The organism is Anabaena lutea FACHB-196 (genome assembly GCF_014698305.1).
Classification (GTDB): Bacteria; Cyanobacteriota; Cyanobacteriia; order Cyanobacteriales; family Nostocaceae; genus Anabaena; species Anabaena lutea.
The window spans coordinates 40,553-64,349 of record NZ_JACJST010000025.1; the positions used below are offsets into that span (position 1 = coordinate 40,553).

The following is a 23,797-nucleotide window of genomic DNA, read 5'->3' on the forward strand; positions in this document are numbered from 1 at the left end:
TACCAGTATTTTTCTGAAATTTTGAATTAATTTTTCTCCATGATTTTCTTATTTTGAATTTTGCGAAAGTGTCCTGCTGTAAGCACTATTTTGAATTGATTTGACCCCAGCTTTATGAGCAAAAGCCATATTCCTGCTATCACCATTCCTGGTTATCGAATTACGGAAGTCATTCATGTTAGTTCTAGAACTACTGTTTATCGTGGTGAGCAAGAGAAGACACAGACTCCCGTCGTTATCAAAACATTGAATGCACAATATCCCCAATTGCGCGAGTTGATATCGTTAAAAAATCAATTTGCCATTGCCCAAAAAATAGACAATCCAAATATTATTAAATGTTACGGTCTAGAACCATATGGTAATAGTTATGCGCTAATTCTAGAAGACATTGGCGGAATATCTCTGAATCAGTATGCTAATTCCCAACCATTAAGCCTAGAGCTTTTTTTGACTATTGCTATTCCCATTACTAAAGCATTAGAGTTTCTTTATCAACAAAATATTATTCATAAAGATATCAAGCCTAAAAATATTATCATTAATCCAGAGAATAAACAAATTAAGCTGATAGATTTCAGTATTTCCTGTCTATTGCCCAAAGAAAACGCCGAAATAAAAAGCCCGAATGTATTGGAAGGGACATTTGCTTATATGTCACCTGAACAAACAGGAAGAATGAATCGAGCGATAGACTACCGTACTGACTTTTACTCTCTCGGCGTTACTTTTTATCAACTACTCACAGCCAAATTACCTTTTGATAGTAAAAATCCCTTAGAATTGTTACATTGCCATCTTGCTAAAGAACCCAATAGTCCGAAAGAAATTAATCCTCATATTCCTGACATTGTTGCAGATATCATTACTAAGTTAATGGCAAAAATGCCTGAAGATAGATATCAAACAGCGAAAGGAATTAGACATGATTTAGAAATTTGTCAGCAGATGTTATTAAAGCACGGAGAAATTTCTAATTTTAAATTAGCAGCAGGTGATACATCAGAACGCTTTCTAATTTCTGAAAAAATTTATGGTAAAGACAATGAAATTACAAATTTGTTAAATGCTTTTGAAAGAGTCAGTCATGGCAATAAAGAATTAATGTTAGTTGCAGGTTTTTCTGGAATTGGAAAAACGGCTGTTATTAATGAAGTTCATAAGCCTATTATTCATAAACAAGGTTATTTTATTTCTGGTAAATATGACCAATTTCAGCACAATATCCCTTTTTCGGCTTTATTACAATCATTAGATAGTTTATTAAATCAACTATTAACTGAAAGTACAGATAATTTGCAAAAATGGAAAGATAAGATTTTATTAGCCTTGGGTGAGCAAGGAAAAGTCATAATTGATGTTATTCCCAAATTAGAAAACATCATTGGCAAACAACCTAATGTTCCAGAACTTATCGGTACTGCTTCTCAAAATCGCTTCAATTTGTTATTTAGTAAATTTATTCAAGTATTTGCTGCCAAAGAACATCCATTGGTAATTTTCTTAGATGATTTACAATGGGCAGATGCTGCTTCTTTGAAGTTAATTCAATTATTAATGAATGAAACAGATGTACAATATCTGTTGTTAATTGGCGCATATCGAGATAATGAAGTTAATCCGGGACATCCTTTGGGACTAACATTAGATGATATTCGTCAAACTCAAGCTATTGTCAATCAAATAACTCTCAAACCTTTAGATGAATCGCACATTAATCTTCTGATTACAGACACTCTAGGTTGCTCAAAAGAAGAAGCCACACCTTTAACTGAATTACTTTTAACAAAAACCCAAGGTAATCCCTTTTTTAGTAATCAATTACTAAAATCTCTTTATGAAGATGGGTTAATTAGTTTTAATTATCATCTTGGTTATTGGCAATGTGATATTAATGAAGCGAAGGCTTTACATCAATATGATGATGTACTGCAATTTTTAGCTATACAGTTACAAAAGTTATCAAATCATGCTCAGGATATATTAAAAATAGCAGCTTGTATTGGCAACCAATTTGATTTGCATACTTTATCTATAGTCTGTGAAAAATCCCATACAGAAACGGCAGCAGACTTGTGGCCAGCTTTACAAGAAGGATTAATTTTACCACAAAATCAAGTTTACAAGTTTTTTACAGATAATATTGCTGTGTCCACCGCAGATTTAGAAATTAATAACTCTGAAGAAATAATAGTTAAATACAAATTTCTCCATGACAGAGTTCAACAAGCAGCTTATTATCTCATCCCCGAAACTGATAAACAAGCAACTCATCTAAAGATTGGTAATCTCATTTTACAAAATACAAATGCTGTTGAACTAGAGGAAAATATATTTACAATAGTAAATCAGCTAAATCTGGGAATTGATTTAATTACCACTGAGTCAGAAAAATATGAATTAGCTAGACTTAATATAATTGCCGCTCGTAAAGCAAAATCTGCGACAGCTTATGATGCTGCTGTTAGATATTTGAATGTGGGTTTGGGACTGTTAGCAAAAGATAGTTGGCAGCATGAGTATCAATTAACATTAAATCTTTACGTCGAAGCTGTAGAAGCAGAATATTTAAATGTCAATTTTGAACAATCTAGTACTTATGTAGAAATAGTTAAACAGAATGCTACTAATATACTTGACAAAGTACAAGTTTATGAAGCTCAAATACAAATGTATATGGCTCAAGTACAAATGCAACTAGCAATTGATACGGGGTTAAATATATTGGATATACTTGGAGTTAGTTTAGAACAAGCACCTCCTCAAATAGTAAACATTGAGGATTTAATCAATTTACCAATCATGACGGCTCCCGATAAACTTGCAGTCATGCGGATATTAATGAGTGTTAGTGCAGCGGCTTATTTTGTGAATCCAGAATTGTTGCTACCAATTATATTCACTATGATACATCTATCTGTTGAATATGGCAACTCTTCAACTTCTGCTTACGGTTATGTTGTCTATGGTTTCCTCCTGTGCGGCGCTTTTTCGGAGATAGATACTGGATATCGTTATGGTGAACTGGCATTGAATTTATCAGACAAATTTAATGCCAGCAATATCAGATTTAGAGTTATACTTTTTTGGTATGCAAATATCAGATGTTGGAAACAGCATTTTCGAGAATCGATACTTCCTTTACAAGAAAATGTCAGTTACGGTTTGGAAATTGGCGAAATAGAATATGTCGGCTACTGTTCGGCTAATCATGTATTTAAGTTAGTATTCGCTGGTCAGAATTTAATAGATATATGCCAATCCATAGATCAGCATCTTGCTTTAATGATTAATCTCAAACAACAATGGAGTATTAGTAATCAAAAGATTTGGAAGCAGATGATATTTAATCTGATGGAAATCACTGATGATCAATATGAATTAAATGGTGATTTTGTCAATGAGGAATTATATTTATCATTTGTTGAGACTAAAAATTATAATTGTCTATTTGCATTTTATCTAGCTAAAACTATCCTATTTTATTTGTTTAGAGAAAATAAGCAGGCTGTTAATAGCGCTATTTTAGGCAAACAATATACAGCGGCTGTAAATGGACAAATTCTCGTCTGTGAACATAATTTCTACTATTCTTTGGCTCTTTTAGCTGCATATCCTCACCAAACAATCAATGAACAAGAACAATATTTACAACAAGTTTTAGAGAATCAAAACCAAATGCAAATTTGGAATAATTATTCTCCCTGTAACTTCAAACATAAATATGATTTAGTGGAAGCTGAAAAAGCCAGAGTTTTAGGGAAAAATTGGGAAGCGGTAGAACTATATGAGCAAGCAGTTAGGGGGGCTAAGGAAACAGGATACATTCAAGAAGAAGCTCTAGCTAATGAATTAGCTGCTCAATTTTTTATTAATTTGGATAAGGAAAAAATTGCTCAAGTATATTTAATAGATGCTTATTACTGTTACGTTAATTGGGGTGCTAAAGCGAAAGTTGAAGATTTAGAAAAATCCTATCCTCAATTACTAGATCCCATCCTTAAGCAGAAAGAAATTATACTTCACCAAAGTGAAGCACCTGCTTTTGTCAGCAAGATTATATCTGAGCCAAATAATACAGGCGCTTCTGCTATTTTGGATTTAGAAACTGTTACTAAAGCATCTCTGGTTATTTCTTCAGAAATTCAGATAGACAAATTATTGTATACGCTCTTGCAAGTCATTGTCGAAAATGTAGGAGCAAAAAAAGCTGCTTTGATCTTGCAACAAGGAGGAAATCTAATCCTGGTAGCACAATCTAGTGATGATCAGCAAATTGGATTACAATCTATCCCTATTAATAATAGCCAAAATATACCTTTAAGTATAGTTAATTATGTTTACAATACGCGAGAATCTTTATTAATTAATAATGCTAGTGTTGAGGAGGATTTTATTGCTGATCCATATATTATTAAATCTCAACCCAAATCGATATTATGTAGTCCTATTATTAGTCATGGAAAAATTGCTGGAATTATTTATTTAGAAAATAATTTAATTACAGGTGCATTTACTCCGGAAAGATTAAAAATATTACAACTTCTATCTTCTCAAGCAGCTATTTCCCTAGAAAATGCTCAATTATATAGTAAGTTAGAAGAAAATGTGGCTTACCGAACCCAGGAATTAAATGAAAAAAATCTTTTTCTAGAAAAAACATTACATGAATTAAAGTTGACACAATCCCAACTTATTCAAACAGAAAAAATGTCTAGTTTAGGGCAAATGGTTGCAGGTATTGCCCATGAAATTAATAATCCTGTAAATTTTATTTATGCCAATATTGAACACGCGAGTAACTATATTCAGGCTTTAATAAACTTACTCAATCTCTACCAACAAGAATATCCAACTCCTCCTAGTATTGTTCAGGAAAATAAAGTAGCTATTGACTTTGATTTTATCATTCAAGACTTGCCCAAAGTTCTAGATTCAATGAAAGTAGGAGCAGAACGGATTCGCAAGATTGTTCTTGGCTTACGTAATTTTTCCCGACTTGATGAATCCCAGATGAAGCCTGTAGATATTCATGAGGGTATTGAAAGTACATTAATGCTTTTACAGCCTCGTTTTAAGGATAAGTTAGGATATTCACAAAATATAGTGATTAAGGATTATGCTGAACTACCTTTAGTTACTTGTTATCCTTCTCAACTAAATCAGGTGTTTATGAATATTCTTAGCAATGCTATTGATGCACTACATAAATATGAGCAGAATTTATCACCAGAAACAAGAAAAATTAATTCTAGTCAAATTATTATTCATACCCAAGTCATTAACCAGGATTGGGTAAGAATTGCGATCAAAGATAATGCAATGGGAATGAGTTTGGAAGTTAAGCAACGTATATTTGATCCTTTCTTCACGACAAAACCTGTTGGTGAAGGTACAGGTTTAGGATTGTCAATTAGTTATCAAATAGTGGTGGACAAGCATGGTGGTAAGATAGAGTGCATATCTGAACCTGAAAAAGGAACAGAATTTTTAATTGAAATTCCTATCAATTTGAGTCAAAAAGCCAAGACAAGTTGAGATGGCAGGTGTAGGATAGAGATCCAGCATCAATCCGTGATTTTTTATGTCTGCTACACCGTTTGTATCTCCAGTAGATTCACCCAATTCCGAAAAATCTGAACTTATTCCCCCCCTTATCGGTGCTTCGGTAGCGGAGTTGACTGCTTGGGTGCAGCAACAGGGACAGCCTGGTTATCGGGGAAAGCAATTGCATGATTGGATTTATAATAAGGGAGTGCGATCGCTTGCTGATATTTCTGTCTTCCCAAAAAATTGGCGTACACAAGTTGCAGATGTCCCCATTGGCCGCTCAACTCTACATTACCGTTCTGTTGCCCCGGATGATACGGTAAAATATTTACTCAAGCTTGCAGATGGGGAAATTGTGGAAACTGTGGGTATCCCCAGCGAGAAGCGGTTAACGGTATGCGTTTCAACTCAAGTCGGTTGTCCGATGGCTTGTGATTTCTGCGCTACTGGTAAAGGTGGTTATAAGCGTAATCTTAGCTGTGCAGAAATTGTTGATCAAGTTTTGACTGTGCAAGAAGATTTTCAAGAACGGGTAAGTAATGTGGTGTTTATGGGGATGGGTGAACCGTTGCTGAATACGGAAAATGTCATCTCTGCGCTCAAATCTATTAATCAAGATGTGGGAATAGGTGCGCGATCGCTGACTGTTTCTACTGTAGGCATCCGCGATCGCATTCGTCAACTAGCTGAACACCGATTACAAGTTACTCTCGCTGTCAGTCTCCACGCACCAAACCAAGCATTACGTGAACAACTCATCCCCAGTGCTAAACCCTACCCCATAGAAGATTTACTAGATGAATGTCGAGAATATGTAGAAATCACTGGACGCAGAGTTACCTTTGAATACATCCTCTTAGCTGGGGTGAACGATTTACCAGAACAGGCTTTAGAACTATCAAAACGTCTGCGAGGTTTTCAAAGTCATGTAAATTTGATTCCCTACAATCCCATTGAAGAAGTAGATTACAAAAGACCAAACCGCGATCGCATTCAAGCCTTTGTTAACGTTCTCCAACAACAAAATACTGCGGTTAGTGTCCGTTATTCTCGCGGTTTAGAAGCTGATGCAGCTTGTGGACAATTAAGAACTACTAAAAGGTAATTCGTAATTCGTAATTCGTAATTCGTAATTCGTAATATTTCCTTCGGTCCCGCTAGGGATACGTAATTCGTAATTACAAATTATTCATCAGTCTCCTATCTTTTGGCATAAATGCCTGGGGCATAAGCCTCAATTACTTTACCAGTCCGAGTGCAGGTGATCATCAAATAATCACAGCTTGGGCATTGTGTTCTTGTAACTTGACTCTCAGCAATGTAGTGACGTTCAGCTGCACTGCCGCAATTTGGGCAGTGAATTTTTTGTGATACTTGCATTTTAAAACCCCTGGATTTAATAAAACTTTAGAAAATTTGAAAAAAAAAGAATCTTTCGTCACTCAATATTTCAGCCGTAATATCGGCTAATTCTTTTTAAGAAACTTTAACAGTGAAAAAAATTGATATTTACATTTACTATCATAAATTTTATAGTTTTTGTCATCACACTTCAGATATATAAATTTACTTGAATGTAACTTTCTCTTAGTTTTAGGGTGATCCCTATTACTTTAGCCTTGAGATAGTCTTGTTTTTGCTCTTGGAAAAATTAGTTGTTTTTGTATTCAAGCGCTACCAGATAGGAAAAACTGTAGCCCAAGTTACAAAACGTGTTTTTTTATATTTAATTAATATTTGGTAGACGACCAATCCCCGAATTCTTAAAGATGTGAGAAATTTTATACCGGATGAAAATAATCATAAATATCTTGTGCTAAACTTGTCCCAATTCCCGAAACTTAAGCAAGTTGTGCCGGTGTCGCTTGACGGATATAATCAACAGAACGAAAATGGAATAAAAGCAACTTTTGACGATGTTGTCCTAAATTTTGCTATAATATTGAACCTCTTGATTTGGTATCAAATAGTATTTGACTAATTTTTTATGGGTAAATTTAGGCTCAAATTTGCTGACCTCTTCGCAGGTATTGGAGGTTTTAGATTAGGCTTTGAAAAAGCCGGGTATGACTGCGTATATTCATGTGAAATTAATGAAGCTTGCCAAAAAGTTTATTTTAATAATTTTGGAGAAATTCCCGAAGACGATATCAGAAAAATTAATTTTAAAAACCTACCCTATTTCGATGTTTTAACGGCTGGTTTTCCTTGTCAGCCTTTTAGTATCTGTGGTAGAAAAAAAGGCTTTCATGATACTAGGGGAACTTTATTTTTTCATATGTGTGAAATCATTGAATATATAAAACCTCCTGTAGTTATCCTGGAAAATGTTAAGCATATATTACATCATGATCAAGGTAAAACATTAGAAGTAATATTATATTCTTTGGAAGATATAGGTTATATAGTTAATTACGAGATACTTAACTCTAAGGATTTTGGTTTACCACAAAATAGAGAAAGAGTAGTCTTTGTTGCCACAAAAGACAAAAAATTTGATTTTGGGCTTCTCAATAAAACTCATCCGTTTCCCAAGCTAAGAGAATTTTTGTGTAGTTCTGGAGAATTTGAATATTTAAACCCTCAAGAATACACAATGATAGATAATCCAAAAGAACAACCATCTGGTTTAATTTTTGTAGGATATCGTAATAAAAGTATCTGGAAAACAGGTGTGAGGCCAAACACAGAACATTTATCAAGGGTTCATCATCAGCCTAATAGAATATATTCTATAGAAGGGGTTCATCCAACAATACCTTCTCAAGAAACTTCAGGTAGATTTTTTATTTATATCCCAGAAGAAAATGCAGTTCGTAAATTAACGCTGCGAGAGTGTTATGGAATTATGGGTTTTCCTGATAATTTCAAAACTCACAATAATTTAGCAGAATGTTATAAACAAATAGGTAATTCTGTATCTATACCAGTTATGTATGAACTTGCTAATCAAATCAAAGAACAAGTTTTTACTGATAGTAAGATGCAACCTGAAATAATCAATTTCAAGGCTGAATATCACCTTAAATCACAATAGAAATAATTAAATTAACTAATCCTGAAAACTTAGATATAAAAAGTTTAATCAATGCTTTAGAAGAGCATTTTAATTATAAATATGAAACTAAGGGTGGCTCAAAATTACCTGTTATTGCTTTTTATGCTATTTATCAAATTTTAGTGAGAGAAATTTCTAGGTATAATTCCTGCACACTAGGAAGATTAGGTAGTCATACAGCTTCAGACAGAACTTCTAAAACTGCTGGAGATATTGAAATCTTTAATAAAAATAATCATCTTGTTGAAGCTGTAGAAATAAAACATGGACAAGAAATAACTCTGCAAATTGTTTATCGCGCTAAAGATAAAATTCTGAAATATAATCCTGGCAGATATTATATTTTTGCATCAAAAGACGTTAAACAATCCGAAGCTGCACAACAGCTTAATGCAGTTATTAAAGAAATGGCATCAGAACATGGATGTCAAGTAATTGTTAATGGAATTATCCCCACGATTAAATATTATTTAAGGTTAATCATGTCTATCACTGATTTTATTGAGCTTTATTCTAAATTAATTGAATCAGATACTGAAATTCAAAAAATTCACAAAGAAAAATGGAATGAAATTTTAGGTAGATTAATGATTGATGATTAAAGTAGAAATAAAGTTAAATTCCTTAACTTGGATGAAAATAATCATAAATATCTTGTGCTAAACGCGTTCCAATTCCCGAAACTTCAGCGAGTTGTGCAGGTGTCGCTTGACGGATATAATCAACAGAACGAAAATGGGCTAAAAGCAACTTTTGACGATGATTTCCTAAACCGGGAATTTCATCTAAACGCGATCGCTTTAATTTATCACTTCTTTGCTGACGATGGAAACTCACAGCAAACCTATGTGCTTCATCTCGCAAGCGTCGCAGCAACTGTACTCCCGGTTGTTCTGCTTCTGTTTTTAAAGGTTGAGATGAGTCTGGTAAAAAGATTTCTTCTCGTTTTTTTGCTAAACTCACAACGCGCAAATCTGACAATAAATCCATTTCTTGCAAAATACCAACCACCGCAGATAACTGACCTTTACCACCATCAATCATAATTAAATCAGGCCAGTCAGAATTACCCACTCGTGATAATTGGGGATTTTCAAGATATTTACGAAAACGCCTATTAATAACTTCCGCTAAACTAGCAAAATCATCTGAATGTCCGATAGTAATATCGGGATTTTTAATTTTGTAATGACGGTAATATTGTTTAGCAGGTAAACCATCAATAAACACAACTTGAGAAGCTACCGCATTAGAACCTTGAATATGAGAAATATCATAACCTTCGATGCGATGGGGTAAATCTGGTAAATCAAGAATAGCAGCTAAATCTTCTAGAGATTGTTGATTAACTGCACCCAATTTTTGGCTTCTCTGTAATTCATATTGGGCGTTTCTTTCCACCATCTCTATTAATTCTGCCTTCGTTTGTCGCAAAGGAGCTAAAATTGTCACTTTTCTACCTTTGCGTTCAGTCAAAACATCTGCCAATATTTCCCCATCTGGTAAATCATGTTGTACCAAAATTTCACTAGGAATTTCTACATTTTCCGCAGTTTGGTAATGTTCTTCTAAAACTCGTTGTAAAATAGCTCCAGGTTCAGGATGAGCATCAGCCATAAATGCTAAACGTCCCACTAACTGACCTGCACGAATTTGGAATAATTGAATATGGGCGTGTTGGTCATCTGTAGCTAAAGCAATGGCATCCCGTGATACAGTATCATCAGGTAAGGATACTTTTTGCTGTGCATTCAGAGATTTTAAACCAGTAATTTGATCACGAATTCGCGCTGCTGTTTCAAAATTCAATTCTTCCGCAGCAGTTTCCATTTGTGCTGTCAAAATATCAATTAGTTCCTGAGTTCTTCCTTGAAATACCATTGCTACCTTTTGGACAATTTTTCCATATTCTTCTGAAGAAACTAATTTTTGACAGACACCAGGACAGCGACCAATATCATAATTTAAACAAGGACGGTCTTTAAATAGAGGTTGGGGTCTTTGTCTGAGGGGAAAAATGCGTTTACATAAATGAACAACTTCCCGTAATAAACCAGAATCTGTATAAGGCCCGTAATATTTATCTTTGGCTTTTCCTAATTGACGTTTGCGGGTAATGAAAATACGCGGATAGTCTTCTGACCAAGTGATGCAGAGATAAGGGTATTTTTTATCATCCTTGAGTAGGACGTTAAAGTATGGCTGATGCTGTTTAATTAAATTGGCTTCTAGCGCTAAAGCTTCTACTTCGGTGTCGGTGACAATAAATTCAATCTCTGTCACCAGCTTCACCATTGTGTTGATGCGTTCCGTCTTGTTGGTGGAGTCACGGAAATAGGAACGGACACGCGATCGCAATTTTCGAGATTTACCTATATAGATTATGCGATCGCTCCCATCTCGCATCAAATAAACCCCCGGTTCAGCGGGAATTTCTCCAAGACGGTTTTCCAGCCTTTCGGGATTTTTAACTAGTGGTAGAGTTTGAGCAGATAAAGTCACGGTTAAAGTTAGGTAATTTTACAAATATACCCTTCTCCATTTTAATGAAAATTCTGTTGAAGATAAAAAAAAGGAGCTAATCGCTCCCTCTCTGGATTAATAAAATCTCCATCTTAACCAGATACTTTTTTCAACTTGCGTTTTGCAGCTAAGATACCAGCGACACCAAGAACACCAAAGATAGCAGAAGGTTCTGGTACTGCCGCTGCTTCGTATCCAGGTGTATTCCAGGTATAAATTGCGTTGTAAGATACGCCGTCATCAGAAGCTGTAATTCCAGATGCCGTGGGATTAAAACTGTAAGCATAGTGAGTTTGACCACCAGTCACAACCTTAGCAATTTCACTGGCTTGGAGTGGACCTTGGTATCCGTTTAAGGTAGTTTGTAAAGTCAGTACGTCCTTGAAAGATGTCAATTGGGTTGTTTGAGCTTGCAGGGTTGAGTTTAGAGTATTTAGGTTATTTATTGCCGTTGTCAGTTGGTTTTTCAACGTAGATGCAGGAAGAGAATTTTTAATCGCTGTAAGTTGTGCAATCTGACCTGGAAGTGCGACAATTTTTGAACTCAGGTCTGTAATTTGTGAAACGGTTGGTACACTCGCTTGAGTTGAAAGTGTTGAAAGCAATGTAGAAAGTGCTGAAAATTGTGTTGAAAGGGTTGAAAGTGCTGGAACACTTGGAACACTGGGAAGAGTTGGAATAGTTGGAATACTTGAAAGTTGTGATTTCACTCCATTCCATGATTCAGTAGCTTTAGTAGAAATGGTAGTCGATAGTTTGGATTTCACATCCAAGTGACCAATCAATTTCAGTTCTACACCGCCATTTTGACCGAATGCAAAATTACCAATGTTAGGATCTCCCATGCCCAATAGAGGAAAATAACCTGTAACTAATGATTTGGTATTTGCCGAAAAACTATTCCATACGGATTGAAATGGTGTATATGTACTTAATAAATCACCTAACCATTGAGAACCAAAAGAATTCCAGTCACTAGCTGTAACACTGGTGACGGTAGCGCTATATGCTCCTTGTGTAGCGGTAAAGCCAACATTGGCTGTAGGATTTTCGTCAGAATACCAAAGTTCCACGTTGGAGGTGACATCACCATCAGTTAAAGCATTGGTAGCTGCTGCGGTATTATTGGGGATGAAAACTCCATTTGACCCACCTGTGTAGGTTTTAATTTGATTGGGGTTGTTGTAACTAAAGGATACAGCTTGTGCTGGGTTAGCAGCAGCTGCACCGAAACCAATAGCCATTGACGCACCAACTAACAATTTCCCAAAAGTGTTTTTCATTTTTTTAGAGTTGTGTTTAATACTGTGTCTATGTTTGAGCCGAGTTAACCAAGTATATTGGTGTTTTATTAATAGGGTTGGGATCAAGCAGCAGTGCTATTCCCGATTTAGTAGCTGAACACACAAATCTATCTTACGAGAATCTCGCAGCTGATTAGATAAAGATACTGTATTTTTTCAATGAAAAGACGAAGAATGTTTCCGTAATTCTCTACGTTTAATTACTGACATGACTTAACTTTCTTGAAATTATAGTAGCTGACAGGAAGTGACTCTTGACAGTCTGAAAAGTCTTTTGGTGTCTAGGTTTTATAATCAGTTGGTGTCCTAACCGCCCTGTCCGTTGCTATACATTGGCATAACAGCATTTATAAGGTTTTATACTAAACACGGTTGAGATTTGTAGCGGTAAAGCCAGTGCTAAACCCCTACCTACAGAATCAAATAATTAAGCCGTGTTGAGTATAACTGAGTAAAAAAATTTAAATTTATACCATTGTTGCTAAAGCGGAAACACTCCTGAATTAAGAAATTCAGCTATTTTCTCGACAGCAGTTTCTAAGACTTTTGGTTCTTGTACCAATGCAAAGCGAACATAACCTTCACCAGATTTACCAAAGCCAGCACCAGGGGAAGCAGCAACACCAGTTTGTTTAACTAACTCTGTACAAAATTCAATGGAATTATTACTCCATTGTGTAGGTAATTTTGCCCAAATGTACATTGTGGCTTCGGGTGTAGGGACGTTCCAACCAATGTGGTTTAAGGCATTAATGAAAGCATCTCGACGCTGACGGAATGTATCAACGGCAGCTTTGACACTATCTTGATTTCCTGTGAGTGCTGCGATCGCACCGTTTAATATTCCTAAATACTGATTAAAATCAACGGCAGCTTTTACTTGCCTTAAAGCTTGAATAAGTTCTGCATTACCGATCGCATAACCAATGCGGAAACCACCCATATTGTACGACTTGGACAGGGTAAAAAATTCAATTGAGACGCTTTTTTCTGGATCAGCTTGCAAAATTGAAGGAACTGGGGAATTGGTAATTGGTAATTGGTAATTGGTGATTGGTGATTGGTGAGAACTTTGCCCATTCTCAGCAAAAACTAAATCGACGTAGGGGAAATCGTGAACAAGAACAATATTGTGTTGCTGACAAAAAGCTACAGCTTCTTGGAAAAACGATAAAGGAGCGATCGCACTGGTAGGATTGTGGGGATAACTCAACACCATCAACCGCGACTGAGCCAAAACTGAAGCGGGGATATCAGCCAACACGGGTAAAAAATTATTTTCTGCCTTTAATGGCATTGGGTAAATTTGCCCACTAGCTAAATAAACTCCCCCCATATGAGAAGGATATCCTGGATCTAATAATAGAGCAAAATCGCCGGGATTGAGGATAGCTAAAGGTAAATGGGCTGTTCCTTCCTGAGAACCAATTAGGGGTAAAACCTCAGTTTCGGGATTTACTGCAACACCAAATTTTTGTTCATACCATTGGGCTGCGGCTTGGCGAAATCCTTGCGTACCGCGAAACAGCAAATAGCCGTGAGTACTGGGGTCATAGAGAGATTTAGCGATCGCTTCAATTACATGATTCTGGGCTGGTAAATCCGAAGATCCCAAAGACAAATCAATTAATTCTCTTCCAGCAGCCACAGCCGCAGCTTTGGCTCTGTCCATATCGGCAAATACATTAGATTGTAGGGGTTGTAAACGCTTTGCAAATTGCATTTTAGTTATTAGTCATTGGTCATTAGTCATTGGTCATTAGTCAGTTGCTAAGTTTTGTCTTCGCTAAAGACTACTGACCAGGAATTTTAGATTTTAGATTTTAGATTTTAGATTTTAGATTAAAAAAAATTGGGTATAGGTTCCCCGTCCTTGAGGACGGCAAAATACTCGCTGCGCTGCGTAGGCTTCGCTAACGTAAATCCAAAATCCAAAATTTTCAAGCTCTACACTTGAGGGTGGAGTCAATCCAAAATCCAAAATCGTAAATCCAAAATCGAGTGACCCCTGACCATCGACTAATTCTTATTTAAATGCGGATCTAGAAGACTGAGTAATTTATCTTTACTAATCACTCCCTCAGTTGATTCTAATAGTTGATCTCCTTTCACTAATCTGAGAGCGGGGACACCTTCCACCTGGAACTGTTTGACAGTTAAGGGATTAGGGTCAATTTCCATTTTTACGATTTTCAAGCGATCGCTATATTTAGTCGCAGCATAGTTAATCACTGGTGACATCAATTGACAAGGCCCACACCAGGAAGCCCAAAAGTAAACTAATACAGGCTGCTCGGCCTGCAACACTTCGGTTTCAAATTCGGCATCAGTGATAGTGATTACACCCGTACTCATGACAGTCTCCATTAGGCGGCATTGATCAAAGTTGACACACAGAACACTTTATCCCAATCAGAGGGAACAGGGAACTCTTAACAGGGAATAGAGAGCAGAGGGAGAAGAATTTTCGGATTTCTGCACACACAAGTTATATCGCAAGTGATTATGCGGACATGATATTACCAATCACCAATCACCAATTAACAATTACCAAGGAAACAAAATCCCACAACCAAGAGGTGTGGGATTCTCTCCAATGATGTTTCTGCAAAGGTTACAGTTGATCTAATTGCTTGCGAAGGGCTTCCAAATCACGATCAACAGGTTCAGGAGGTTTAGCTGTACTTGTTGGTTGTGCTGGGGATGCGGTATTTGGTTGTTCTGGGGTTAGTAATTTTGGCTCAGGGGCAGGAGCTAAGGATGCTTTTAAAGCTGCCAATTCATCATCTACATCACTACCAGATTCTAATTTTGCAAATTGGGTTTCTAAATCTGCACTTGCCAACTCTCCCATAGACTGAGCGCGGGCTTCCTGGAGCATGACTTTTTCTTCCATGCGCTCAAAGGCAGACATGGCACTACTGGTGTTCAAACCACTGACCATGCTTTGGAGTTGCTCTTGGGCTTTAGCGGTAGTAATCCGAGCCTTGAGCATTTCTTTCTTGGTCTTAGCTTCCGAAATTTTGCTCTCTAACTGGATTAAATTGCGTTTGAGGGTATCTACCTGAGTAACTTGCTGATCAAGACTGGCTTTGAGAGCGGTACTAGTTTCTGTATAGGTCTTTTTGCGCTCCAAAGCTTGGCGTGCTAGGTTTTCATCACCTTTTTGTAGAGCTAGTTGGGCGTTGCGTTGCCATTTATTGATTTCATTTTGGCCATCATTGTACTGTTTCTCAGTGCGTTTTTGGGCTGCGATCGCTTGAGCAACGCCCTGACGCAACTGTACCAAGTCTTCCTGCATTTCCAGGAGGGCTTGTTCTAGCATTTTTTCTGGGTCTTCGGCTTTACTGATTAAATCGTTAACATTAGCACCAACTACTCGTTTAAGGCGATCAAATAATCCCATAACTTTTTTCCTTTTGAGGTTTACGCGCTTTGTTGGACAATTAGCTTTTTTACTGTTTAATAGCTACCTATTTCAATTTAATCTTTTCAGTTTGGCTTGGTATTCTCTCTCCATTCTGAATCATGATGCGATGAATCAGCCACATTAACTTCCAAATTTACAACTCCCTCTGGTTTGGGTAACTGCTGTTGGTGTGTCAGCACCTGACTGGAGTTACTTTCTGGCAAGCTATTCTCTGCTTCTGTGTTGTTTATATCACTTAAAATCTGAGTTTTCATTACTGCCAGTTCAGCATCAATGTTATTCATAGATTTCAACTTAGCAAATCTTGTTTCCAGATCGTCACCACTAAGTTGACCAATTACTTCAGCTTGCGCTTCCATCTGTAAAACTTTTTCTTCCATTCGCTCGAATGTACCCATGCTTGCTGTAGCAGAAACTTCGTTGAGCATTTCCTGAAGTTTATACGATGCCTCAGCAGAACGAGCGCGAGCAATATACATATCTTTTTTAGTTTTTATCTCAACAATTTTCAACTCCATCGTCCGCATATCTTGTTTAAGCTTGCCCACCACATTTTTTTGCTGCTCTATTTGGTTAAACAGGGCTGTAGCAGTTTCTTGGTAAGCTTGGCGTTTAGTGAGAGCTTGCCGTGCTAGATGTTCGCTACCCTGTTGCAGCGCTATTTGGGCGCGGCGATACCATTCTTCGGCTTGGGATTGGGCTGCTGCGGCTTGGCGTTCGGTGCGTTTTTGGGTAGCGATCGCCCCTGCTACACCTTGCCGTAATTGCACCAAATTTTCCTGCATCTTCAGAAAGGTTTGTTCCAGAATTTTTTCTGGATCTTCTGTACTGCTTACCAAACTATTGAAATTAGCATTAATCACCCGCAGGATACGCTTCATCACTTTCATCTTGGCTTTGCTCCATTCACTTTTTGCCAGCTGCTAGAAAACTCCCTCAATTGAAGAAGACACGGGGATAATCTCTCCGCGTCACCGCGTCTCCCCATCTCCGCGTCTCCCACTCTGGAGCGTCCTCTTCGGTCATTGCTGTATGCGGGCTTGAATTCCTTTTGCCTGTAGCTGCTGCAACCTGAGTTTTACTTCATCTTTGGTCTTCAATGCACCTAGATAAATGTACTTTTGGTTAGGAGATAAATAAGCATCAGCAACAACTTGCCGCGCCTTAGCTAAGGCACCATCTCCTTTATTATCAATTACTACATAATAAAATCCATCCGCTGACGGTTTAATTTCTCCAGTTGGCGTTGGTAAGGTTTCCGGTTTCTGAATCTCAGGTATTGGTGTGACAAGAGGAACTGAAGTGAGGGGGGGAACTGGTTTTAGGGATGGTTGGATAGTGATAGGTTTAGGTATTATTGTCGGAGTTAATTGAACTTTAGGTTTTAAAGCCACAACATCATTAGGATCTCTCACCTTGGGAAACTCACGGGCAGCTAAATCGGGATATTTAGGTATGGGGGTGATTTCTGGAACTGCTACAGGTTGGGCATTATTAATTTCTTGAGGGTTTTGAGCAGATGGTAAAGAACTGTTATTAGTAAATTTACCTTTATTCAATGGCCAAGTTTTGGGATTCAGGACTACATAGCCTAACATCAGGCTGGCTAATAATAGCAGCAACATAGAACCAATACCCAAAGGTGACAGCAGACTGTCGCTGGCAGTACTAGATTTCTTGGGTTGTGGTGGTTTTTCTTTCAGACTCCGCAGCAGCGCTTCACTGGATTCTAAATAGTCATCTGGGTGTTGGGGAGGATCTTCTGTGGGTAGTATATTTTCGCTTTCAGCAGCCTGAATTTTGGTGGGGACTATACTACCACTGCTGAGGGATTTTGGCGCTGGTGGAGTTGGTGGTTTGATAGACTCTGGAGTGGAGGACATCTGGAGATGATTTTGCTCCGGGGTGTCTTCCATTGCTGGTTTTTCCCAAGAAATTGCGTTAGTGTTGACTTCGGCTACAGATGGCTGAGTGTTTCCCACTGTGGCAGTCATACCCTTTAACTGTTGGGGTTGGTTAGGACTATAACTTTCTGTACTAAATGCTTTCGGCTGCCTCAATGCATTACGTGTGCGTCGGTATCTGGTTAATTCTTGATCTAGCTGCACTTCTAAACTAGCCAGTGATAAAGCTAGTGCAGGCTTTAAGCCTGGTGTTTTAGACGATTGAGTGCCGGAATCGATGATGGGATTTTGACTCATTGCCACTGTGCCTGAAACGAAGACTGCTGGATGAATTTTAGTTGATTTTACAATTAAGCTAAATTTTTGCTCTGTTGAACAATGTCGTTGAAATCAGTTAATAGTATTTTAGGCATTCTGGAACAAGAAGCCAAATGGCAACAGCAACCGTTTCAACTTTTGCTCAAATGTTGGGGAGAAGTAGTTGGTACTGTGGTTGCTGCCCAAACTCGCCCTTTGTCAATTCAACGTGATGTTTTGTGGGTGGCAACTGCTAGTGCTGCTTGGGCGCAGAATTTGACTTTTGGACGCAAAACTATACTTTTGAAATTAAATCAAAAGCTATCTACGCCTTTGATTGATATTCGCTTCTCTACTGCTGAGTGGAAGATCTCGCCGATAACGCCAAAACCACAGACTGTGACACCACAAGAACATCCCAGTTATTTAGGGGCGAGAAAGGGTGATTTTGAGGTTAAAACCGCTGTTAACAATGCTAGTGCTGCTTTTGAGGATTGGGCTAGGGTGAAGCAAGAGCGATCGCTTGGTTTGCCCCTTTGTCCTCATTGTCAATGTCCCACTCCACCTGGTGAACTCCAGCGCTGGGGTGTTTGTTCTCTCTGTGCTGCCCAGCAGTCTTGAAGAAGACACGGGGATAATCTCTCCGCGTCGCCGCGTCTCCCACTCTGGAGCGTCCTCTTAGGTTAAATAGGTTTTAGGACATTAGGACAAATTCATGCATTTTTTGCGAACAGACTAAAATTATCTGCTACTATATCTATCCCTGTGAAAGGATAAATACTAATTTAGGTCATATAAAGTGATTTTAGTCTGTCTCAAGGATGAGTTGAAAATCCTAGGGAAATGTAAAATTAGAGTTTTAGGCTTGATCCCCAATCAGTTTTAGTTAAACCTTTGTATGTGAACACTCCCATAATCATTTACAAATATGACAAGATTCTAAAGACATCCTAAAGTTTATTTACCTACAAAAATGGCTGGAACCCAGATAAAATAATCACTTGTCGGCTTTGATCCCCGTTTTGTAATAGAAGGAAAATATTAAGTGTGAAAGTTAGCCCTAAATGACACTAAAGATGAACCCAAATGAAACCTATTAAACATTTAACATCTGCCTGTCGATATTGCCGTCATTACCAGCCAGAGGGTCGTCGCGGTGGAATGTGTCAACAGTTAGGCGCACCAGTGCAAGCAACTTGGAAAGCGTGTCCTTTAGCTCTACCCGCGTTTGCTCCTTCTTGGGAAACTTTAGAAGATGCTTGGAGTTTACCGGTAGCACAACCAGTTATATCTGCTTCTCACACCATAAATTCAGATTTAGACAATCTTGCACTTCCTCCGGTAGAAGTAGCACCTACTTGTTCAACACAAGAGGTGACAGCCAATGTAATCCTCATTTAATTACCCATAATTACTGTAATAAATTTTTTGTCCGCTTACACATAATATTTGATTTTAAAATTTTGATTCGGTCATCCTCTAACAGGATTTGGGATTTTGGATTGATTCCATGGATAAATCTGCTTGCTCTGTACTATCAAGGAATTATTGGTCAAAGTTAATATCAACAAATGTCGCACCTTGTAGTCAGGTGCGATTTTAAACAATATTTAAGGCAACCAAGGAAAATCCCGAAAATTCGGAGGACGTTTTTCTAAAAATGCTTGTTTTCCTTCTGCTCCTTCTGCTGTCATGTAATAGAGCAAGGTGGCATTACCGGCAAGTTCTTGTAAACCAGCTTGTCCGTCACAGTCAGCGTTAAATGCTGATTTGAGACAACGAATAGCAATGGGGCTTTTTTCTAAAATTTCTTGCGCCCATTGTATACCTTCGGTTTCTAGTTGTTCTACAGGAACGACGGTATTAACTAAACCCATTTCTAAAGCTTGTTCGGCATTATATTGACGGCACAGAAACCAAATTTCTCTGGCTTTTTTTTGTCCGACGATTCTGGCTAGATAACTTGCACCAAAACCACCGTCAAAACTGCCAACTTTGGGGCCTGTTTGTCCAAAAATGGCGTTATCGGCGGCAATAGTCAAGTCACAGATTAAATGTAAAACGTGACCTCCACCAATAGCATAACCAGCTACTAGGGCAATAACTACTTTCGGCATGGAACGAATCAGACGCTGTAAATCCAAGACGTTTAAGCGAGGAATGCCTGAGTCATCTACATAACCGGCTTGTCCGCGTACACTTTGATCACCTCCTGAACAGAAAGCATACTTACCATCTGTGTGGGGGCCAGCACCCGTAAATAGAACTACACCAATGCTGGTATCTTCACGGGCATCCCAAAAGGCTTCGTATAGTTCAAATACGGTTTTAGGACGGAAAGCGTTACGTTTGTGGGGACGGTTGATGGTAATTTTGGCGATACCGTCGCTTTTTTGATAGAGGATGTCTTCGTAGGTTTTGACGGTTTTCCAGTCGATTTGCATGGTTATACAGTGGGTTGATTGTGCTTGAAAATTTTATCGCGGATAAGGGTCAAATTTGCAACTTATACTTTTGAGAAAAGAGACAAACGGTAATTTTTGATTATTTATTCCTGTGATAAGTCAATGGAGTAGAATATAATTTTTATGGCAAGAATAGTTAAAGCCTAAAAAATAACCAGAATTATAGAAAGTTTAATATTTGAAAATATCAAGCCTTGTGATTTACAAAAAATGATACACCCCAAATTAGTTAAAATGCTCGATTACGAAAGCAAAGAAGCCATTTATAAATGCGTCGATATGCTTCTGTATGTAAAAGTATTTGCAATAGAGGTGAATGAAAATGAAGTAAGTTTTCGTTGTCAAATCATTGAACCTGTCTATACAGAGTTGAATAATAACGGTTTGTTGAATTTCAAACAAGGGTATAATGAAGACCATCCACAACCTATTTTTAGTATAGTTTATGGAATGCTTGATTTAGCTGTTGTTTTAGATAATTACTGGCAATTCCCATATTTAAATATTGCTTTAAATTTTAACAGAAGTGTTATTAATAAATTTAAAAACCGCCAAAGAAATTGGATGGAAGAAATGTATTAACGCTAAGATATTTATCAATACAAAAGTGAAAATTAATAAAAAAATAAATCAACTCTCTTATTCTGAACTGTTGTGTGTTTTAAATCATCATCAAAAGTACACTGATTTTAATACATTGGGTTTATTTCGTTCTATTTTGGAGAATGAAAAATTAGATATTGAGCAAAAAATTGAAGTTAGAGATTTAGCAAAAGAAAAATTTGGGAACTTTTATAATTTTTTGCAAGTTAAAGATCCTCATACTTTTTTTAATTTGCAAACAATTGGGCAAGATTTAACAGCAGGTGATATACAGGCTTTATGGCATAAAATATTTGAAAACCAGTCCCAAATATTGAAATATAAACGTATTAAGCACCGCAATTTTGGCATTTATTCAAAACATGAATGTGGTGATAAAAATTGCTATCTCAAAGGTTTAATGCTGAAACAACATTCCTGGTTCAAAGAAGTAGAAATCCGAAGTAAAGAACAAAAAAGCCATTTTTATAAAAAACAAAAAGCTATTTTATTGGAAAAGAAAAAGTATAAACATAAAAGTAATTTATTAGACCAATAATTCATAATCATCATGAAATCAACTTTCATACTAATAATAAGCATATTGTCTAGCATATTTTTTTGACTGATTTGCCGAAATATTTATGAATATTTATGCTGGTGTTTTAATTGAAAGCTGTTTTAGTACCAAAAATTTTGATAAAGCCCTTGCATATATTCTTTCTTTGGAAAGATCCCATTTCTAAAATCGGTAAGGTTTTGGTAAATGGCTATCTTTTGCAGGTAAATGAAGAAACAAAATTGTGTTTAAGAATGACAGTTTTTAAAGTTAATCGTGAGAAAAGTCTTATTATTGTCTCCATAAAGTCAAAAAATAATTTACAATATCAGGCAGATAAAGCTTTTTGTGAGTTGTTGAAAAGAGCTACTTTTTCACAAAGCAATAGTTAAAACCCAATATCCACTGCAAACTTCCCTAAATTCTCCTTCCTCCACATAGCATCCCTCTTCCGATTTGTCCTAATTTCTAAAACCCGAATTCCTGTATTTGGTAAAACCTTCAACCTTTCCTGCAAATCATCCCAAGAACTAATTAACTCATGCTGCACACCATATGTAGCGCATAACTGAGCAAAATCAATATTTTGGGGAGTGGCAAAAAATTCTTCAAAAGGTGGATCAAAATTGGCAACTGGTAACATTTCAAATATCCCGCCACCATTGTTATTAATTAAGATAATTGTCAGATGTCCAATAATTTTATTTCTAATTAAAAGTCCGTTTGTATCATGTAACAGAGCTAAATCTCCTGTTAACATGACACTACTTTTTTGATGATGTGCTATTCCTAAAGCGGTGGATAGTGTACCATCAATACCATTTGCACCGCGATTAAAATAAGGTTTAATTCTTAAATTATTTGGTTTCCAGAAAAATTCCACATCCCGCACAGGCATACTATTAGCAATAAATAGCTGTGTTTCCGGTGGGAGAATTTGCGAAATTAACCAAGCAGCTTTACTTTCAATTAATTCCTCCATCTTTCCAAAATTAACATCAATATTTTTTCTAAGTTTTACTTCTAGATCACACCATTTTTGCAAATATTCTAAGTTCCCATTTTCTGGTTTCCAATTTTCAGTCTTTAAATACTCTATAGATGTCCTTAAATGTCTTGTTTTTCCATGTAAAGGATCTAAATTTTGATCGCAACTATCAATTATCCAACGTTGAGGTTTAGTCGCAATTAACCAATTACGCAATTCTTTACTTGTAGGCATTTCTCCGATTTGAATTACCATTTCTGGTGTTAATTCTTGAGCAAGTTGCTGATTACGTAAAATGATGTCGTAGGTAGAAATTAAATAAGGATTTAAATCTGCGTAATTTCTAACTGGGGAAAGTCCTTCAGCTAAAACAGGCCATTGGAGAGATTGAGAAAGTTGTGCGATCGCTCTACAATATTCTTCAGGTGCTTTTGGTTGGGCTACACCAGCAATAATAATACCTTTTTGGTTATGGGTAATCGGTAATTGGTAATGGGTAATTGGTAATGGAGTCGAGACTATTCCTGAAAAGAAATCTTCAACATCTAAGGTAAAATTTATACCATTCGGAATTGGTGCCAGCGGATCACGAAATGGTATATTTAGATGCACGACTCCCTCCTTGGGAAATTGACAACGTTCCCAAGCATAAATTACCGTTTGTCTGAGATAACTTAACATTTCCACGTCAGCAACGGGTGTGGCTAACTCAGTTTGCCAATTGGGATAATTACCGTATAATTTTACTTGGTCGATAGTTTGGCCAGAATGACAATCTCGTAATTCTGCTGGTCTATCGGTGGTTAAAATTAATAAAGGTACACGACTTTCTCTAGCTTCAATTACCGCAGGGTAAAAATTTGCTCCCGCTGTTCCCGAAGTACAAACTAATACTACAGGTTTTGCTGTTGCTTTGGCTTGTCCCAATGCGAAAAAAGCCGCAGAACGTTCATCTAAAATGGAAATAGCTTCAATTTCGGGTGTTTGTTGGACAAATGCGAAAGTTAAGGGTGTAGAACGAGAACCAGGACAAATAACAGCACAATTTAAACCCAAGCGTTTGAGGGTTTCCGTTAATACATAAGACCAAAGTTGATTAAGATTATTAAAAGTAAGTTGCATTTAATTAGATAATGG

Annotated in this window: 19 protein-coding genes; 9 read left to right on the forward strand and 10 right to left on the reverse strand. The window is 37.0% G+C overall.

The genetic code is table 11. The annotated features are described in order from the left end of the window. Positions 1-114: 114 nt before the first annotated feature. Both H6G59_RS21995 and rlmN read left to right on the forward strand, forming a co-directional pair. A complete protein-coding gene (locus tag H6G59_RS21995) occupies positions 115-5,538 on the forward strand; it encodes a trifunctional serine/threonine-protein kinase/ATP-binding protein/sensor histidine kinase (RefSeq protein WP_190718437.1) in 5,424 nt (1,807 codons plus the stop codon). 46 nt (positions 5,539-5,584) lie between these two features. Continuing rightward, positions 5,585-6,655: a dual-specificity RNA methyltransferase RlmN gene (gene rlmN / locus H6G59_RS22000; protein ID WP_190718440.1), complete on the forward strand. Its 1,071-nt coding sequence runs from the start codon at positions 5,585-5,587 to the stop codon at positions 6,653-6,655. Positions 6,656-6,750: 95 nt separating this feature from the next. Here rlmN and H6G59_RS22005 read toward each other — a convergent pair whose 3' ends face one another. Then, positions 6,751-6,930: a replication restart DNA helicase PriA gene (locus tag H6G59_RS22005; protein ID WP_127053603.1), complete on the reverse strand. Its 180-nt coding sequence runs from the start codon at positions 6,928-6,930 to the stop codon at positions 6,751-6,753. 607 nt (positions 6,931-7,537) lie between these two features. Here H6G59_RS22005 and H6G59_RS27465 point away from each other — a divergent pair. Next, positions 7,538-8,587, forward strand: a complete 1,050-nt coding sequence (locus H6G59_RS27465; RefSeq protein WP_190718443.1) for a DNA cytosine methyltransferase — start codon at positions 7,538-7,540, stop codon at positions 8,585-8,587. 143 nt (positions 8,588-8,730) lie between these two features. Next, complete coding sequence (locus H6G59_RS27470; protein ID WP_190718446.1) at positions 8,731-9,210, forward strand: hypothetical protein; 480 nt, start codon at positions 8,731-8,733, stop codon at positions 9,208-9,210. A 22-nt stretch (positions 9,211-9,232) separates the two neighbouring features. On the opposite strand, the gene uvrC is transcribed toward H6G59_RS27470, so the two are convergent. From uvrC to H6G59_RS22050, 7 genes are all read right to left on the reverse strand, one after another. Beyond that, positions 9,233-11,110: an excinuclease ABC subunit UvrC gene (gene uvrC / locus H6G59_RS22020; protein WP_190718449.1), complete on the reverse strand. Its 1,878-nt coding sequence runs from the start codon at positions 11,108-11,110 to the stop codon at positions 9,233-9,235. Between the two features lie 113 nt (positions 11,111-11,223). Next, complete coding sequence (locus tag H6G59_RS22025) at positions 11,224-12,414, reverse strand: NF038130 family PEP-CTERM protein (protein WP_190718452.1); 1,191 nt, start codon at positions 12,412-12,414, stop codon at positions 11,224-11,226. Between the two features lie 502 nt (positions 12,415-12,916). Further along, positions 12,917-14,167, reverse strand: a complete 1,251-nt coding sequence (locus H6G59_RS22030) for an LL-diaminopimelate aminotransferase (protein ID WP_190718575.1) — start codon at positions 14,165-14,167, stop codon at positions 12,917-12,919. Between the two features lie 287 nt (positions 14,168-14,454). Continuing rightward, on the reverse strand, positions 14,455-14,790 hold the full coding sequence (locus H6G59_RS22035) for a thioredoxin family protein (protein ID WP_190718455.1): 336 nt from the start codon (positions 14,788-14,790) through the stop codon (positions 14,455-14,457). Positions 14,791-15,049: 259 nt separating this feature from the next. After that, positions 15,050-15,841, reverse strand: a complete 792-nt coding sequence (locus H6G59_RS22040) for a PspA/IM30 family protein (protein WP_190718458.1) — start codon at positions 15,839-15,841, stop codon at positions 15,050-15,052. Positions 15,842-15,927: 86 nt separating this feature from the next. Continuing rightward, positions 15,928-16,755, reverse strand: coding sequence for a PspA/IM30 family protein (locus H6G59_RS22045; protein ID WP_190718461.1), 828 nt, complete (start codon positions 16,753-16,755; stop codon positions 15,928-15,930). 132 nt (positions 16,756-16,887) lie between these two features. Beyond that, positions 16,888-18,066 (reverse strand): hypothetical protein, encoded by a 1,179-nt coding sequence (locus tag H6G59_RS22050; RefSeq protein WP_190718464.1) that lies wholly within the window; start codon positions 18,064-18,066, stop codon positions 16,888-16,890. Between the two features lie 81 nt (positions 18,067-18,147). Between H6G59_RS22050 and H6G59_RS22055 the strand changes: the two genes are divergently transcribed. After that, entirely contained in the window at positions 18,148-18,687 is a 540-nt protein-coding gene (locus H6G59_RS22055) for a DciA family protein (RefSeq protein ID WP_190718467.1), read from the forward strand. A 465-nt stretch (positions 18,688-19,152) separates the two neighbouring features. Continuing rightward, positions 19,153-19,467, forward strand: coding sequence for a hypothetical protein (locus H6G59_RS22060; RefSeq protein ID WP_190718471.1), 315 nt, complete (start codon positions 19,153-19,155; stop codon positions 19,465-19,467). Between the two features lie 209 nt (positions 19,468-19,676). Here the strand turns inward: H6G59_RS22060 and menB are convergent, their stop codons facing one another. Beyond that, positions 19,677-20,510 (reverse strand): 1,4-dihydroxy-2-naphthoyl-CoA synthase, encoded by an 834-nt coding sequence (gene menB, locus H6G59_RS22065; protein ID WP_190718475.1) that lies wholly within the window; start codon positions 20,508-20,510, stop codon positions 19,677-19,679. A gap of 255 nt (positions 20,511-20,765) precedes the next feature. On the opposite strand from menB, the gene H6G59_RS22070 reads away from it, so the two are divergent. From H6G59_RS22070 to H6G59_RS22080, 3 genes are all read left to right on the forward strand, one after another. After that, positions 20,766-21,113, forward strand: a complete 348-nt coding sequence (locus H6G59_RS22070; protein ID WP_190718478.1) for a hypothetical protein — start codon at positions 20,766-20,768, stop codon at positions 21,111-21,113. Then, positions 21,058-21,672 carry a hypothetical protein gene (locus tag H6G59_RS22075; protein WP_190718480.1) on the forward strand — a complete coding sequence of 205 codons (615 nt, stop codon included), beginning with the start codon at positions 21,058-21,060 and terminating at the stop codon, positions 21,670-21,672. The genes H6G59_RS22070 and H6G59_RS22075 overlap by 56 nt, the downstream gene beginning before the upstream one ends. Positions 21,673-21,782: 110 nt before the next feature. After that, on the forward strand, positions 21,783-22,064 hold the full coding sequence (locus tag H6G59_RS22080; protein ID WP_190718484.1) for a hypothetical protein: 282 nt from the start codon (positions 21,783-21,785) through the stop codon (positions 22,062-22,064). On the opposite strand, the gene menD is transcribed toward H6G59_RS22080, so the two are convergent. Beyond that, positions 22,061-23,782 (reverse strand): 2-succinyl-5-enolpyruvyl-6-hydroxy-3-cyclohexene-1-carboxylic-acid synthase, encoded by a 1,722-nt coding sequence (gene menD, locus H6G59_RS22085; protein ID WP_190718489.1) that lies wholly within the window; start codon positions 23,780-23,782, stop codon positions 22,061-22,063. The genes H6G59_RS22080 and menD overlap by 4 nt on opposite strands. Between the last annotated feature and the right edge of the window lie 15 nt (positions 23,783-23,797).

What these genes read in the sequence shown, in the direction of transcription:
- H6G59_RS22050 (WP_190718464.1), bottom strand. Translation starts at nt 18,066, where the DNA reads ATGAGTCAAAATCCCATCATCGATTCCGGCACTCAATCGTCTAAAACA.
- H6G59_RS22005 (WP_127053603.1), bottom strand. Translation starts at nt 6,930, where the DNA reads ATGCAAGTATCACAAAAAATTCACTGCCCAAATTGCGGCAGTGCAGCT.
- H6G59_RS27465 (WP_190718443.1), top strand. Translation starts at nt 7,538, where the DNA reads ATGGGTAAATTTAGGCTCAAATTTGCTGACCTCTTCGCAGGTATTGGA.
- menB (WP_190718475.1), bottom strand. Translation starts at nt 20,510, where the DNA reads ATGCAAATCGACTGGAAAACCGTCAAAACCTACGAAGACATCCTCTAT.
- menD (WP_190718489.1), bottom strand. Translation starts at nt 23,782, where the DNA reads ATGCAACTTACTTTTAATAATCTTAATCAACTTTGGTCTTATGTATTA.
- H6G59_RS21995 (WP_190718437.1), top strand. Translation starts at nt 115, where the DNA reads ATGAGCAAAAGCCATATTCCTGCTATCACCATTCCTGGTTATCGAATT.
- H6G59_RS22055 (WP_190718467.1), top strand. Translation starts at nt 18,148, where the DNA reads ATGTCGTTGAAATCAGTTAATAGTATTTTAGGCATTCTGGAACAAGAA.
- H6G59_RS22045 (WP_190718461.1), bottom strand. Translation starts at nt 16,755, where the DNA reads ATGAAAGTGATGAAGCGTATCCTGCGGGTGATTAATGCTAATTTCAAT.
- H6G59_RS22040 (WP_190718458.1), bottom strand. Translation starts at nt 15,841, where the DNA reads ATGGGATTATTTGATCGCCTTAAACGAGTAGTTGGTGCTAATGTTAAC.
- H6G59_RS22025 (WP_190718452.1), bottom strand. Translation starts at nt 12,414, where the DNA reads ATGAAAAACACTTTTGGGAAATTGTTAGTTGGTGCGTCAATGGCTATT.
- H6G59_RS22035 (WP_190718455.1), bottom strand. Translation starts at nt 14,790, where the DNA reads ATGAGTACGGGTGTAATCACTATCACTGATGCCGAATTTGAAACCGAA.
- H6G59_RS22070 (WP_190718478.1), top strand. Translation starts at nt 20,766, where the DNA reads ATGCTCGATTACGAAAGCAAAGAAGCCATTTATAAATGCGTCGATATG.
- rlmN (WP_190718440.1), top strand. Translation starts at nt 5,585, where the DNA reads ATGTCTGCTACACCGTTTGTATCTCCAGTAGATTCACCCAATTCCGAA.
- H6G59_RS22060 (WP_190718471.1), top strand. Translation starts at nt 19,153, where the DNA reads ATGAAACCTATTAAACATTTAACATCTGCCTGTCGATATTGCCGTCAT.